At 62.4% G+C, this 14,266-nt stretch carries 13 protein-coding genes; 7 read left to right on the top strand and 6 right to left on the bottom strand.

Features of this window, described 5'->3' with window-relative positions; genetic code table 11:
- Positions 1 to 15: 15 nt before the first annotated feature.
- The 3 genes from NCT03_RS02245 (at position 16) to NCT03_RS02235 (ending at position 3,889) form a co-directional block, all read left to right on the top strand.
- On the top strand, positions 16 to 1,314 hold the full coding sequence (locus NCT03_RS02245) for a cytochrome c (protein ID WP_250463157.1): 1,299 nt from the start codon (positions 16 to 18) through the stop codon (positions 1,312 to 1,314).
- Between the two features lie 110 nt (positions 1,315 to 1,424).
- Positions 1,425 to 2,045 (top strand): PAQR family membrane homeostasis protein TrhA, encoded by a 621-nt coding sequence (gene trhA, locus NCT03_RS02240; protein ID WP_250463154.1) that lies wholly within the window; start codon positions 1,425 to 1,427, stop codon positions 2,043 to 2,045.
- A gap of 251 nt (positions 2,046 to 2,296) precedes the next feature.
- Positions 2,297 to 3,889, top strand: coding sequence for a DEAD/DEAH box helicase (locus tag NCT03_RS02235; protein ID WP_250491819.1), 1,593 nt, complete (start codon positions 2,297 to 2,299; stop codon positions 3,887 to 3,889).
- Between the two features lie 17 nt (positions 3,890 to 3,906).
- Here the strand turns inward: NCT03_RS02235 and NCT03_RS02230 are convergent, their stop codons facing one another.
- The 3 genes from NCT03_RS02230 to ggt all read right to left on the bottom strand — a co-directional run bounded on the left by NCT03_RS02230 (position 3,907) and on the right by ggt (position 7,279).
- On the bottom strand, positions 3,907 to 4,419 hold the full coding sequence (locus NCT03_RS02230) for a hypothetical protein (RefSeq protein WP_244827072.1): 513 nt from the start codon (positions 4,417 to 4,419) through the stop codon (positions 3,907 to 3,909).
- A gap of 66 nt (positions 4,420 to 4,485) precedes the next feature.
- Positions 4,486 to 5,310: a ferritin-like domain-containing protein gene (locus tag NCT03_RS02225; RefSeq protein WP_244827071.1), complete on the bottom strand. Its 825-nt coding sequence runs from the start codon at positions 5,308 to 5,310 to the stop codon at positions 4,486 to 4,488.
- 331 nt (positions 5,311 to 5,641) lie between these two features.
- Positions 5,642 to 7,279: a gamma-glutamyltransferase gene (gene ggt / locus NCT03_RS02220; protein WP_250491818.1), complete on the bottom strand. Its 1,638-nt coding sequence runs from the start codon at positions 7,277 to 7,279 to the stop codon at positions 5,642 to 5,644.
- A 443-nt stretch (positions 7,280 to 7,722) separates the two neighbouring features.
- On the opposite strand from ggt, the gene NCT03_RS02215 reads away from it, so the two are divergent.
- On the top strand, positions 7,723 to 7,920 hold the full coding sequence (locus NCT03_RS02215) for a hypothetical protein (protein WP_244827069.1): 198 nt from the start codon (positions 7,723 to 7,725) through the stop codon (positions 7,918 to 7,920).
- A 48-nt stretch (positions 7,921 to 7,968) separates the two neighbouring features.
- Here NCT03_RS02215 and NCT03_RS02210 read toward each other — a convergent pair whose 3' ends face one another.
- Positions 7,969 to 8,349: a hypothetical protein gene (locus NCT03_RS02210; protein WP_250491817.1), complete on the bottom strand. Its 381-nt coding sequence runs from the start codon at positions 8,347 to 8,349 to the stop codon at positions 7,969 to 7,971.
- 255 nt (positions 8,350 to 8,604) lie between these two features.
- Here NCT03_RS02210 and glpK point away from each other — a divergent pair, with 255 nt between their 5' ends.
- Positions 8,605 to 10,101, top strand: coding sequence for a glycerol kinase GlpK (gene glpK, locus NCT03_RS02205; RefSeq protein WP_250491816.1), 1,497 nt, complete (start codon positions 8,605 to 8,607; stop codon positions 10,099 to 10,101).
- Here glpK and NCT03_RS02200 read toward each other — a convergent pair.
- Both NCT03_RS02200 and NCT03_RS02195 read right to left on the bottom strand, forming a co-directional pair.
- Positions 10,098 to 11,279, bottom strand: a complete 1,182-nt coding sequence (locus tag NCT03_RS02200) for an MFS transporter (protein WP_250491815.1) — start codon at positions 11,277 to 11,279, stop codon at positions 10,098 to 10,100. The genes glpK and NCT03_RS02200 overlap by 4 nt on opposite strands.
- A gap of 19 nt (positions 11,280 to 11,298) precedes the next feature.
- Complete coding sequence (locus NCT03_RS02195) at positions 11,299 to 11,676, bottom strand: VOC family protein (protein ID WP_250491814.1); 378 nt, start codon at positions 11,674 to 11,676, stop codon at positions 11,299 to 11,301.
- Positions 11,677 to 11,779: 103 nt separating this feature from the next.
- Here NCT03_RS02195 and NCT03_RS02190 point away from each other — a divergent pair, with 103 nt between their 5' ends.
- Both NCT03_RS02190 and miaB read left to right on the top strand, forming a co-directional pair.
- Positions 11,780 to 12,751, top strand: coding sequence for a LysR family transcriptional regulator (locus tag NCT03_RS02190; protein ID WP_502800341.1), 972 nt, complete (start codon positions 11,780 to 11,782; stop codon positions 12,749 to 12,751).
- A 120-nt stretch (positions 12,752 to 12,871) separates the two neighbouring features.
- Complete coding sequence (miaB, locus tag NCT03_RS02185; protein WP_250491812.1) at positions 12,872 to 14,251, top strand: tRNA (N6-isopentenyl adenosine(37)-C2)-methylthiotransferase MiaB; 1,380 nt, start codon at positions 12,872 to 12,874, stop codon at positions 14,249 to 14,251.
- The last annotated feature ends 15 nt before the right edge of the window (positions 14,252 to 14,266 follow it).

Here is a 14,266-nt window from a genome sequence, read left to right as displayed (position 1 = left end):
TGGAGCGACAACATAATGAAACGCAAGTCCCTGTTCGCACTCTCTTCGGCTGTCGTGGTGGCAGCCGTCGCAGCCGCCGCCGTCCTCTGGTCGGGCGGCGACAACCTGCATTCGGGCGGCGCCGTCGCGGCGACGCCTACCGACAAAGCCGCGCTGATCAAACAAGGCGAATACCTTGCGCGCGCCGGCGACTGTATCGCGTGCCACACGGTGCGCGGCGGCAAGGAATTCGCGGGCGGCCTGCCCATGGCGACGCCGTTCGGCACCATGTTCACGCCGAACATCACGCCGGACGATCAATTCGGCATCGGCAAGTGGACGTCGGACGACTTTTATCGCGCGATGCACACTGGCCGCTCGAAGGACGGCAGTCTGCTCTATCCAGGCTTCCCGTTCACGAGCTACACGAAGGTCACGCGCGCCGATTCAGACGCGATCTACGCGTATCTGCGCTCCGTCCCGCCGGTCAACGAAGCGAGCCGTCCGCATGAACTGCGCTTCCCGTTCAACAACCGCAATCTGCTGATCGGCTGGCGCACCCTGTTCTTCAGCGAAGGCGAGTACAAGCCGGACCCGACCAAATCGGTCGAATGGAACCGCGGCGCGTATCTGGTCGAAGGCCTCGGCCATTGCGCCATGTGCCATACGTCGATCAACGCCATGGGCGGTCCGGTCAGCTCGGCGGCATTTGCCGGCGGTCTGATTCCGCTGCAAAACTGGTATGCGCCGTCGTTGACGTCGAACAAGGAAGCCGGTCTCGGCGACTGGGACATCAAGGACATCAACGACTTGCTGAAGTCCGGCGTGTCGCAGCGTGGCGCGGTGTTCGGCCCGATGGCCGAAGTCGTCCACAACAGCTTGCAGTACATGACCGACGGCGACATCAACGCGATCTCGACGTATCTCAAGTCGATTCCGCAAAAGAAGGAAGCGCCGGAGTCGTTGCAGCTCGAAACCTCCGAGAAGTTCGGCGGCGAATTGCTGACCATGGGCAAGAAGGTCTACACCGAGAACTGCGCGAAGTGTCACCAGGAGAATGGTCTTGGCAAGCCGCCGGCATATCCGCCGCTCGCGAATAACCAGTCCATCCAGATGCCGTCGGCCGTCAACCCGATCCGCATGACGCTCAACGGTGGTTATCCGCCGAGCACGGGTGGCAACCCGATGCCGCATGGCATGCCGCCGTTCGCGCAGTCGTTGTCGGATACGGAAGTGGCCGCGGTCGTGACGTACATCCGTATGTCGTGGGGCAATCACGGCACGCCGGTGTCGCCGCAGCAGGTGAGTAATCTGCGTTCGGCGCCGCTCGACTGACATTCGGGAAAGACAGCGTACAATACGCACTGGGGCGCAGCCTTCAACTTAGGCCGCGCCCCTTGTCTTTTGTGGCGCGTCACCGGCGCGTCTTTCGGTATGGATCGGGCATGTACGTAGGCGAGCGTTTCAACAGCATCAGCCATTTGATCGGCACGGTCTTGTCGATCGCCGGTCTGGTGGCGCTCGTCGTAATGGGTGCGTTGGACGGCGATGCCTATAAGGTCGTGAGCTTCGCCATCTATGGCGCCATGCTCTGCGCGCTCTACCTGATTTCGACGCTGTACCACTGCGTGCGCTCGCCTCGCCTGAAGTCGATTCTGCAAAAGTGCGACCATTCGGCAATTTATTTGCTGATAGCAGGCAGCTACACACCGTTTACACTAGTGACATTGCGCGGTCCCTGGGGCTGGTCGCTATTCGGCGTAAGCTGGGGCCTCGCGGTTCTCGGCATTACGCAGGAACTCACGCTCGGGCGCCGAACCCGCAGCGTTTCGATGGTGCTGTACGTGTTGATGGGCTGGCTCGCGCTCGTAGCCGTCCGTCCACTCGTGACGGCGCTGCCGCCCGCGGGCACCGCGTGGCTGGTGGCGGGCGGCGTGATCTATAGCGCCGGTATCTACTTTTTCATCAACGACGAGCGTATCCGGCACGGCCACGGTATCTGGCATCTGTTCGTGCTGGCGGGCAGTCTCTGTCAGTTCGTGAGCGTCGCGCGCTATGTCGCGTGAAACGACGAACAGCGAGTGAGCCCGGGCATCGCGGCTTCATCGATGCAACTTACGGCCAGCCGGCGTGTCTTGATAACGCGTCGAATCCCCGCGGCAACGCTTCGCGCTCGTCGATGAATCGATGAACGCTCGATGGCAAGCCGCCCGATTTTTTTCCGAGCGTCGCACATGCGCGCAACCGGCAGAACCACGGTTCGCCGCAACGTCATTCGCATGCACGCCGTTCGACACAACGAATTCGAAAATCCCTTATGTCCTTTGATTCACTCGGCCTGTCCGAACCTCTGCTACGCGCTGTCAACGAACTGGGCTACACCGTTCCGACCCCGATCCAGCTCCAGGCCATCCCCGCCGTTCTGAAGGGCGGCGATCTCCTGGCGGGCGCGCAGACCGGCACGGGCAAGACCGCCGGCTTCACGCTGCCCATCCTGCAACGTCTTTCGCAACTGGCGCCCGCTGCCGCCGGAACGAAGCGTCCGATCCGCGCGCTCATCCTCACGCCGACGCGCGAACTCGCCGCGCAGGTCGAGGAAAGCGTGCGCGCCTACGGCAAATATCTGAAGCTCAAGTCGACCGTGATGTTCGGCGGCGTGGGCATCAACCCGCAGATCGACGCGTTGAAGCGCGGCGTCGATATCGTCGTGGCAACGCCGGGACGTTTGCTCGATCACATGCAGCAGAAGACCATCGACGTGTCGCAGCTCGAGATTCTCGTGCTCGACGAAGCCGATCGCATGCTCGACATGGGCTTCATTCACGACATCAAGCGCGTGCTCGCGCGCCTGCCCGCGAAGCGTCAGAACCTGCTTTTCTCGGCTACTTTCTCGGATGAAATCAAGGCGCTGGCCGACAGCCTGCTCGATTCGCCCGCGCTGATCGAAGTCGCGCGCCGCAATACGACGGCCGAGCGTATCGAACAAAAGATTTATCCGGTGGATCGCGACCGAAAGCGCGAGATGCTCACGCATCTGATCCGCACGAACAACTGGTTCCAGGTGCTCGTGTTCACGCGCACGAAGCACGGCGCGAACCGGCTTGCCGAGCAATTGGGCAAGGACGGCATCAGCGCGCTTGCGATTCACGGCAACAAGAGTCAGTCTGCGCGTACGCGTGCGCTGGCCGAGTTCAAGGATCAGACCTTGCAGGTGCTCGTCGCCACCGACATCGCGGCGCGCGGTATCGATATCGATCAGTTGCCGCACGTGGTCAACTTCGATCTGCCGAACGTGCCGGAAGATTACGTGCACCGTATCGGCCGCACGGGTCGCGCGGGCGCGGATGGCGAAGCGGTATCGCTCGTCTGTGTGGACGAGCTTCAGTTGCTTAAGGACATCGAGCGTCTGATCAAGCGCCCGATTCCGCAGGAAGTGATTCCCGGCTTCGAGCCGGACCCGGATGCGCGTCCCGAACCGATTCAGCGCCGCAGCCAAGGGCGCGGCGGTCCGCGTGAAGGCGGCGAAGCGAAGCGCAGCAGCGCCCCGCGACGCGAAGGCGAAGCGAAGCGCGGTGGCGGCGAAGCGCGACGCGATGGCGGCCGTGCAAGCGGCGCGGCATCTGGCGAAGCGCGCGGAAATGGCAAGCCGGCGAATGGTAATCGCAACGGCGGATCGCAAGCGGCGAATTCACGCGATGGCCGCGATGCACGCGGTCCCAAGCCTGCCGGCGCGAAGCCCGCCGCTCCCAACGCCAATGCAGGCGCGGCAACGCGCCGTCCGGATGCGGCACGCGCGGCGAATCCGAACGCAAAGGCCGGTAATCCCGGCGCGCTGCTCGGCGGCAAGGCGCGCAGCGACAGCGGCGGCGCGCGGCGCGACGGCATGCGCTCGGGCGGCCGCGGACGTTAAGTATTCGTAGGTGTGTTTCAGGCGGCAGCGCTCGCTGCCCGCTTCAGCCAGTCAAGCTGCTCACGCCAGCGCGTGAGCACGCTCTCGGTCTCCGTCAGTTCGAACGTAATCCCGCTCTTCAAACGCGCATAGGCGACACGTTGCGCTTCGCCGCTTTCGATCGTGGCGACAAAGCATGCGAGCGGGACATCGTCGAGCACCACGCGGCGCGTATCCAGTTGAACCTGAAAGAACGCTTCGTCGAATACGAAGGCGATGGTCGCGCGCCCGCTCGCGGCGATCGCTTGCGCGGTACGCGAGCCGGGCCACAACGCGAACACGAGCGTGCGCGCGTCGGGCGCGAGCAGCTCGCCCGCACTTAGGAGCGCGGTGCGGACGCGCCCGCCGCTGTCGACGGCACATAGCGACGCGGTGAAGCCGACGGGCGCGCCGGTCAGCGTGCCATCGAAGAGCGTCCTGAGTTCAGGCGGCCATTCATCGAAAGGCGTTTGCGACGAGAGTTCGGCCTGACGCGGCGTGGCATCGGTCATGGGGGAAATGACTTGAAAGGCAGATCCACCGAATGCCCGCATGAACCTGAGCGGGCATCGTCCTGATTAGCGGAAAAACAACTGCGTGATCTTGGCAAGCGGATAGTGAACGCCCGGCTGAATACGCGCGGGCAGATCGAGCGGCTTCAACAGCATCTTGATGCACTGATCCGCCGAAAGATTGCGCCGCACGAGCGCGTTCACCTGCGCGAACAGTTCGCGGTTATAGCTCGAGTCCTTGACGCGCTCGGGATAACGCACCGCAAACACGTGCCGTAGCGCGATCTCCGAGTCTTCACTCTTCAGTTCCATCACGCGACGGATCAACGCGCCAAGCACGGCGAGACGCCCGTTGCCTTCGATCTTGTTCCACTTCTTGAAGAAGCGGAAAAAGTGCTTGTAGTGGCGCACTTCGTCGGTGCGGATGTTGTCGGTGATCTCCTTCAGCACCGGCTCGTCCGAGCAGTCGTTGATCGCGCGATACAGCGTGGCCGTGCCCGTTTCGACAACACACCTCGCCACCATTTCGAGCGCACGCTTTTTCTCGAACGCTTCGTAGGAACACGTTAGCGAGTACTCGTCGAAGAAGCTCTTGAAAGCCCGGTCCCAGTCGAATTCCGGCCAGATGTGGTTGATGTAAGTCTTGAGCGCCCGGCCGTGCTGCATTTCTTCGGGCTCCCATTCGTCGTTCAGCCACGCCGAAATCTCGGGGTCGTCGTGAAAATACTTGCTGAGATTGCTCGTGTAGAGATCCGTGCCGCTCTCGATGAATGAGCATGCGCACAACAGCAAAAGAAGATGTTCGTTGGATGCCGCCTTCTGACGATCGATCCGGTTGAGATCGATGTCTTCGATGCGCCACGGCATCACATGGGTACTATCGGTGTGCATGTATCGCGCTCCCTGGATGGACTGAACGCGCCATCGGCCAACAAGAGCGGGCCGAGGTTCAGGCGACGCCGCGAACCATTCGGCTCGGGCGACTTCAACTTCGCGTCTTAACGGCTTGTTTTTCCATCTTAGCCGTCCTGCAATGAATTTGCAGACATGGGGACAGACTTGCGCCGCATCAGCGCAGTTCCGTCTATGTCAAATTCTTACGCGTCGATGCGCAAGAACGGCTGGCGCACGATGGAGCACGAAATGTGCCGCCAAGGGAGGTTGCGCGATCTGGCGTCGACGACGCGCCTGCCGCCGTGATTAGTTGCCGGCGCGTGCATGCTCAGAAGCCGGCCGCGAGCCCGTCGCGTCGACTGTCGCTTGCGGCAACGTAACCACGCTCTGGATCGTGGCGATCCAGCTTCCAGATGTATTGTCCCGAGCCGAAATCCATGTACGGATCGTCGACCGACTTGATGGTGTGGCCGAGCCCTTCGAGCGCGCGGGCCGTTTCGAGGTCGAGTGTCGCTTCGATATCGATCGTGAAATCGTGATTCACCTTCCAGCGCGGCGCGTCACAGGCGGCCTGAGGCTGTTGCCCGTAGTCGAGCATGCGCACAATCGACTGCAGATGTCCTTGCGGCTGCATGTCGCCGCCCATCACGCCGAAGCTCATGACGGCCTCGCGCCGGCCATCCACTTCTTGCGTGAGGAACGCAGGAATGATCGTGTGGAACGGCCGCTTGCCGCCCTCGACCACGTTCGCTGACTTCGGGTCCATCGAGAACCCGCAACCGCGGTTTTGCAGCGAGATGCCCGTATCCGGCACGACCACGCCCGAGCCAAAACCCATGTAGTTCGATTGAATGAAGCTCACCATCATGCCGCGCTCGTCGGCGACCGACATGTAGATGGTGCCGCCCGCTTTCGGCATGCCGAAGTCGAAATGCCTTGCCTTGTTCGGATCGATCAGCTTGGCGCGTTCCGTGAGGTAGGCGTCGTCGAGCATTTGCTCGGGCGTGACTTCCATCGAGCGCGGATCGGCGACATAGCGATATACATCCGCGAACGCGAGTTTCATCGCCTCGATCTGCAGATGCTGCGACTCGATGCGGTCGACGGTCAGCGCGCGGACATCGAACTTGTCGAGGATGCCAAGCGCGATGAGCGCCGCGATTCCCTGTCCGTTCGGCGGAATCTCGTGCACGGTGTAGCCGCGATAATCCTTCTGAATCGGCTCGACCCACTCGGCGCGGTAGTTTCGGAGATCGTCCATGGTCATGGCGCCGCCGCCCTGCCGCGAGAACGCAGCGATGCGCTCGGCGCTTTCGCCTTCGTAAAACGCGCGCGGGCCGTGCTCCGCGAGCCGTCGCAACGTGTTCGCATGGCCGGGAAAACGCACGAGTTCGCTGACTTCGGGCGCGCGTCCACGCGGCATGAAGACATCCGCGAAACCTGGCTGGTCTTTCAGTTCAGGCACGGCGGCCGCCCATTTATAGGCGACGATGCTGGCCACCGCGTGTCCGCGCTCCGCGATTTCGATGGCCGGTTCCATCAAATCGGCGAATGGCAGCGAACCGAACTTCGCGTGAAGCGCTTCCCATCCGGCGATGACGCCGGGCACCGTCACCGCGTCCCAGCCGCGTTTGGGCTGACGGGCAAGACCGTTCTCTTCGCCGTATTTGTTGCGGAAGTAGTCCACGTTCCAGGCCGCTGGCGCCACGCCCGAAGCATTCAGTCCATGCAATTTGTTGCCATCCCAGACCAGCGCGAACGCGTCGCCGCCGAGCCCGCATGAAACCGGCTCGACGACCGTGATGGCGGCCGCTGCGGCGATGGCCGCATCCACGGCGTTACCGCCCTTCCAGAGCATGCGCAAGCCAGCTTGAGCGGCCAGCGGATGCGACGTCGAAACGATATTGCGCGCAAAAACCGGCAAGCGCGGAGTCGGATAAGGGTTCTGCCAGTTGAAACGAGTCATGTGATTGATGTCCGGATTAACAGCGAGCCGATCTGGTCTGACGGCTTGCCGCGTCGATCAGCCGACAGTTCAAAAGAACGAATGGTGCATTGTCTGCTTAATTCAAAGCAGATTCATTTGTCGCCGCAATTGATGAGTCAATGGCATGGCGCTGAATAAACCTGTTTTGGCGTGTTTGCAGTGCGGCAAAACCTTCAAGTAATTTCTTCAAGTTCGGCTGACTTGGGACCCGCTTGCGCGGCGAGGAAATGTCAAAGCCAAAATTTTCACCGGGAGTTTGGCACTCTTCAGACGCTTGCCTACAATCCGAATTCCCGGCAAACGCAGCACACGACAACGCGACTGCCCGGCAGATTGAAGTCTTCCAAATAAACGCTTAGAAGCAAAGAGACCCGGCTCACAAAGCCGGTCGCCTTGCCGTTCGGTCTTAATGGAGAACACGAATGCTGAGTCCGCACGAATTCGCCACGCTGCTGCTGGTTCAGGAAGAGCCCAATCAGGTCGACATGGAACGCGATGAACTCGATGCATTGCTCGAACGTCAACTCGTTCAACTCGAGAACCTGGCTTCGGGCCGACAACAATGGCGCCTTACCGCAACTGGCGACTCCACCATCAAGGCATTCAAGCGGTTCTCCTAGCCTTCGCTTCCCAAGCGATGTCGGACGCGGACTTATCTGCGCCGCGTCCTATCCTGCCCGCAGCGTCGGGTCGACTGCCGCACGCCAGCTCAAAGCCTGCGCACGCTGATCCAGAAAGAAGCTGGCCCACGCACTTTGCGCCTCCGGCCCCGGATTCGCGCGATTTACGCCGTAGCGCGCGGCGATCGTCCCCTGAAACGCGCAATAGCGATCCTTCGATAACCCGCCGCGCCGTTGCGCCACGTAAGCGTCGAAGAACGCCGTGTAGACGGACGGCGCGTCTCCGCCGTAGTCCACCTGCGTGGTCCCGCACATCTCCTGCAACGCGCTGAACGACGGCGCACCGCTCGATCCGTCGATATTCGGCGTCGCTACACAGCCGGCCAGCACGGCCACGCCCAGCACGCCTGACACAACCTGCATTCGCATTGCATTCACCCGTTGCCCGATTTCGAGTTGCCAGTATCGGACGAACCGCGAGTTCGCGCCACTCGGCCAAATGGCATAGGCATTCTTACGGTTTCCTTGGCGCGAACGGCTCCTTACGGCGCTATGTGCTAATGGCCTATGCCATCCGGCCAGGTTGTACGCATGCCGCGCGTCCGATAGATTGCGCATGCAGACCTCGCACGGCATCGCTCGATTTCACAAGCACGCCGATCCGTGCACTTTCCGGAGATGAACATGCAGGATCAGTACGTCCTCGCGCTCGACCAGGGCACGACCAGTTCGCGGGCCATGCTGTTCGACAGGAATGGCAATGTCGTTTCGGTGGCGCAGAAGGAGTTTCAGCAGATTTATCCGAAAGCGGGCTGGGTCGAGCACGATCCGCAGGAAATCTGGTCGACTCAGGCGGGCGTCGCCGCCGAAGCCGTGACGCGGGCGGGTTTGAGCGTGTCGTCGATTGCGGCGGTGGGCATCACGAATCAGCGCGAAACGACCATCGTGTGGGATCGGGAAACGGGAAAGCCGATCTATAACGCGATCGTCTGGCAAGACCGGCGCACGGCCTCGCTGTGCGACGAATTCAAGGCGCGCGGACTCGAAACCATGGTGCGCGCGAAGACGGGGTTGCCCATCGACGCGTATTTCTCGGCGAGCAAGATCCGCTGGATTCTCGATAACGTCGAAGGCGCGCGCGACAAGGCGAAGCAGGGACGGCTCGCGTTCGGCACGGTGGATAGCTGGCTTGTGTGGAATTTCACGCGGCGCGGTTTGCATGTCACCGACATCACCAATGCGTCGCGCACCATGCTGTTCGACATCCACGCGCGCCGCTGGGACGACGAACTGCTCGACGCATTCGAGATACCGCGCAGCATGCTGCCGGAAGTACGCAGTTCATCCGAGGTGTATGGCACGACGCAGGGCACCGTGTTCGCGGCCGATCTTCCACTCGCGTCCATTGCCGGCGACCAGCATGCCGCGTTGTTCGGCCAGATGTGTATCGATACCGGCATGGTGAAGAACACTTACGGCACCGGCTGCTTCCTCGTGATGAACACGGGCGAAACGCCGATCGAGTCGAGCAACAATCTCGTGACGACGATTGCCTGGCAAATCGGCGATACGGTGAACTATGCGCTCGAAGGCAGTATTTTTATTGCGGGCGCGGTCGTGCAATGGCTGCGCGACGGGTTGGGACTAATTCGCCGCGCGAGTGACGTCGAAGCCCTTGCGCGCGGCGTGCTGCATAGCGATGGCGTGTATCTCGTGCCCGCTTTCGCTGGCTTGGGCGCGCCGCACTGGAACGCGCGGGCTCGCGGCACACTGTTCGGCGTGACGCGCGGGACGACTTCCGCCCATATCGCGCGGGCGGCGCTGGATTCGATCGCTTATCAATCGGTCGATGTCTTACGCGCGATGGAAGCGGATTCGGGCATACGCATCGCCCAATTGCGGGTGGACGGCGGTGCTTGCGCCAACGATCTGTTGATGCAGTTTCAGGCGGACATCCTGGGTGTGGATGCGGTGCGACCGCGCATCGCCGAGACGACCGCGCTTGGCGCGGCTTATCTCGCGGGGCTCGCGGTCGGATATTGGAAGGACATCGACGAGCTGAAATCACAGTGGCAACTCGAGCGGCAGTTCACACCGACGATGCCCGCCGCCGATGTCGAGGCGTCTCTCGCGGGATGGCAGCGGGCGGTGAAGGCGGCGAAGGCGTGGGCGGATGGTTAAGCATTCGAATCCGCCGCCTTCACCCCCGACCTGACCTGCGGCGCATCGAAGCGCGCCGCGAACCACGTCACCCCAAGAGCGGCCACTGCGACCATCGCCGCCGCCCAAGGCAACACATCGAGCCCATAACCATGCGTCAGTACCGCGCCGCCGAGCCAGGCGCCACCCGCATTGCCGATATTGAACGCGCCGATGTTCAACGTCGAAGCAAGATTGGGCGCGTCCTTCGCCTTCTCGACCACGCGTGTCTGCAACGGCGGCACCGTCGCGAACGCCGCGATGCCCCAGACGAAGATCGTCACGATCGCGCCGACCTGACTGTGGCTCGTCTTCGCGAACACGGCCATCACGATGGCAAGCGCCAGCAAAATGCCCATCAGCGAAGGCATCAACGCGCGGTCCGCGAGTTTGCCGCCAATCGTATTGCCGACCGTAAGCCCGATGCCGAACAGCACGAGCACGAGCGTCACGCCGCGCGGCGAGAAGCCGCCGACCTGTTCGAGAATCGGCGCGATATACGTGAACACGACGAACACGCCGCCGAAGCCGAGCACGGTCATCGTCAGCGCGAGCCAGACCTGCGGGTCGCGCAACACGCGTACTTCGCGGCCGAGTCCGCTTGGTGCCGCATCGTGACGATTCGGCACGAGCGCGGTCACGCCGAGCGCGGACAGCAAGCCAAGACCGGCGACGATCCAGAACGTCGCGCGCCAGCCCAGTTCCTGACCGACGAACGTCCCGAACGGCACGCCCAGCACGTTCGCGAGCGTGAGGCCGGTGAACATGAGCGCAATGGCGCTCGCGCGTTTGTCGGCGGGCACGAGCGACGCCGCGACCACCGCGCCGATGCCGAAGAACGAACCGTGCGCGAACGAGGTCACGACGCGCGCGATCATCAGCAAACCGTAGTCCGGTGCGAGCGCGCAAAACACGTTGCCGACGATAAACACGAGCATCAGCAATTGCAGCGCGAGCTTGCGCGGTATTTTGCTCGTAAGCACGGCGAGCAGCGGCGCGCCGACCGCCACGCCGAGCGCATAGCCCGTGACGAGCAGCCCTGCCGATGGAATCGACACGGAAAGATCGCGTGCGACGTTGGGCAGCAAGCCCATGATGACGAACTCGGTCGTGCCGATGGCGAACGCGCTGATCGCCAGCGCGAGAAGAGGTAAAGGCATGGTCATGCTCCGAAATAGATCAATGGCGCGCGGTCACGAACTCGACAACCACGCCCGGCGCAAGCCGCACGAAAAGCTGACGTTCGCGCGCAAGCGGCACTTCCGCGATCCGATAGGCGTAGCCGCGACATTCGAGACGGTCGATGAGCGTGCGCCACTCGGCTTCGTCGTCGATACGCAGCGCGAGATGGTCGATGCGCGTCGCATCGGGGTGCGCGGCGACAGACGCATCGCCCGTCGCGATCAGATGCACGGCCGGCCGCGCGCCGAGATACAGCCAGTAGCCGCTCACACCGAATGGCGGTCGCGGACCCACCGACATCCCGGCGACATCGACGAAGAAACGCATCATCGAATCGCAGTCCGGCGCGACGATAGTCACGTGATCGAGTTGCATTGCGTTGAACCTGAAACGAGTTGGACGGATTGTGACCGCATGGCGCGCCGTTGATAATTGGGCTAGCCTTTGAATCATTGTCAAACCGGATTTGAAGATGACAATGGATCGGCTAGGCGACATGCGCCTTTTCACCGAAGCCGCCACGCTCGGCAGCCTGTCGGCGGCGGGACGCAAACTCGGCTTGTCGCCAGCGGCGGCGAGCGCGCGGCTCATCAAGCTGGAAAAAGCGCTGCTCGCGCGCCTCTTCGAGCGCACCACGCGCCAATTGCGCCTGACGGACGAAGGGCGGCTGTACTTGCAGCATTGCCGTATCGCGCTGCAGGCTATCGACGACGCCGAAGCGGCGCTGCAAGCCGGGCAAAATCGCGTGCGCGGCAAAGTCCGCATTTCCGCGACGTCGGATTTCGGCCGGCACATGCTGCGCGGCTGGCTCGACGACTTCAGCCGCCTGCATCCGGACGTGAGCTTCGCGCTCACGCTGTCGGACTCGGTGTCGAATCTGCTGCAGGAGGAAATCGATCTGGCGATTCGCTTCGGCGCGCCGCCGGACAGCGGGCTCGCGGCACGCTCGCTGGCGCCGAATCGGCGCGTGCTGTGCGCGTCGCCGAACTATCTCGCGCGCAAAGGCGTGCCGCAAACGCCCGCCGAACTAACCGGGCACCACTTCGTCGTGATTTTCACCGCTGCGGGAACCCTGAACGAACTGGCTTTCGTGCGCGGCGAGGAGCGCTATTCCTACACCTTGCCCGTCGCCGATGCCTGGGAAACCAACGACGGCGCCATCGCGCGCGCGTGGGCGCTGGCGGGACATGGCATCGCGCATCAGTCGATCTGGGACATCGCCGCCGACGTGCGCTCGGGCGCGCTGCAGTTGATTCTGCCCGACTGGTGCACGCACGAAGCGCCCGTACACGCGCTCTTCCACGCCAATCGATATATGGCGCCGCGCGTGCGCGTGCTGCTGGATTTTCTAATCGAACGCTTCGAGACGACCACGGGCGCACTGCTTGGCGATCTGGCGTATCCGCCCGAGCGCGTCAGGCTTCGTCAGGATTTGTCGCCAGAGCTATAATATCGGCCTAATTACAAGTAGAAGCCGTGCAGATTGCTGCAAAAGCGCGGCACTCACGCGCAAAACCCTCTCAATCTCTTTTAGCGCCCCCAGGTTAACCACTGCGACCGGCGACCATTCATGACCAAGAAAGTATATGTAAAGACCTTCGGCTGCCAGATGAACGAGTACGACTCCGACAAGATGGTCGACGTGCTCGGCGCGGCGGAAGGGCTCGTCAAGACCGACACGCCTGAAGATGCGGACGTCATCCTGTTCAACACGTGCTCGGTGCGCGAGAAGGCCCAGGAAAAAGTGTTCTCCGACCTCGGCCGCGTGCGCGAATTGAAGGAAGCAAACCCGAATCTGCTGATCGGCGTAGGCGGTTGTGTCGCGAGCCAGGAAGGTGCGTCCATCGTTTCGCGCGCACCTTACGTGGATCTCGTGTTCGGTCCGCAAACGCTGCATCGCCTGCCCGCCATGATCGACAAGCGCCGCACGACCGGCCGCGCGCAGGTGGACATCTCGTTTCCGGAAATCGAAAAGTTCGATCACTTGCCGCCCGCGCGCGTCGAAGGCCCGAGCGCGTTCGTATCGATCATGGAAGGCTGCAGCAAGTATTGCAGCTATTGCGTCGTGCCCTACACGCGCGGCGAGGAAGTCTCGCGCCCGCTCGACGACGTGCTCACCGAAATCGCCGGCCTGGCAGACCAGGGCGTGCGCGAAGTCACGCTGCTCGGCCAGAACGTGAACGCTTATCGCGGCGCGCTGACGCTCGGTTCGCAGGAAATCGCCGACTTCGCCACGCTCATCGAGTATGTCGCGGAAGTGCCGGGCATCGAGCGCATTCGCTATACGACGTCGCATCCGAAGGAATTCACGCAGCGCCTCATCGATACCTACGCCAAGGTGCCGAAGCTCGTGAGCCATTTGCATTTGCCGGTGCAGCATGGTTCCGACCGCATTCTCATGGCGATGAAGCGCGGCTATACCGTGCTCGAGTACAAATCGGTGATCCGCAAGCTGCGCGCCATTCGCCCGGACCTTTCGCTGTCGACGGATTTCATCGTCGGCTTCCCCGGCGAAACCGAAGACGATTTCAACAAGATGATGGCGCTCATTCACGAGATGAGCTACGACACGAGTTTCTCGTTCATCTACAGCCCGCGTCCCGGCACGCCCGCCGCGAATCTGCACGACGACACGCCGCGCGAAGTCAAACTCAAGCGCTTGCAACATTTGCAGGCGACTATCGAGGAAAACGTCGTCAAGATCAGCAATTCCATGCTCGGCTCGGTGCAGCGTATTCTCGTGGAAGGCCCGTCGCGCAAGGACCCGAGCGAGCTCGCCGGGCGCACGCAGAACAATCGCGTGGTCAATTTCCCGGCGCCGCTTTCGGCTCACAAGCGCCTGATCGGCCAAATGATCGACGTCGAGATCAATCACGCGTACCCGCACTCGTTGCGCGGCGCACTGGTGCTCGCGCCGGATACGGCGGCGACGCCCGAGTTGGCCAACTAAGTTAAGGACACCCCC

The sequence above is a fragment of the Caballeronia sp. GAWG1-1 genome (genome assembly GCF_023631465.1).
GTDB lineage: Bacteria > Pseudomonadota > Gammaproteobacteria > Burkholderiales > Burkholderiaceae > Caballeronia.
Note: the sequence above shows the minus strand (reverse complement) of the source record. Positions and strands in the feature narration are given on the sequence as shown.